A 388-nucleotide genomic window follows, 5' to 3' on the forward strand; every position below is an offset into this window, starting at 1 on the left:
CGCCCAGCAGGGCGGCGATGGAAACGCCGGCGACGATGATCTTGGCGCGCATGGATGATGTCCTTCCTGTTATGCGGTCTGGCGCGAAAACGTATGCTTATGGTGCAGGTTCCAAGCTGTACCATTCCTGAACGCGCCGCTGAACTGACATGGTCGCGGAATAGGCGTATGAACGCCGCCGCTTCAGACACCGAGGACCCCGCCGTGAGTTCGAGCCCGACCGCCCCATCCGAAACCGCCCCCAGGGGGGTCCAGCCCGTGTCGATGGGCCTGTACGACACCGACTTTCAGGCTTTCAGCGATCGGCTGGGGGCCTCCTTCGCCCGTTACGGCTTCGCGGTCGTCGCCGACCACGGGTTGGACGAGGCGCGCATCACCGCCGCCATCG

1 pseudogene is annotated in these 388 nt (G+C 64.9%); it reads left to right on the forward strand.

From position 1 onward, the window contains the following. Positions 1–204: 204 nt before the first annotated feature. Positions 205–388: pseudogene (locus tag B2U11_RS03665) on the forward strand (isopenicillin N synthase family oxygenase); the annotation flags it as partial.

Origin of the sequence: Brevundimonas sp. UBA7534 (assembly GCF_002479325.1) — a bacterium.
In the GTDB taxonomy this organism is placed as follows: Bacteria; Pseudomonadota; Alphaproteobacteria; order Caulobacterales; family Caulobacteraceae; genus Brevundimonas.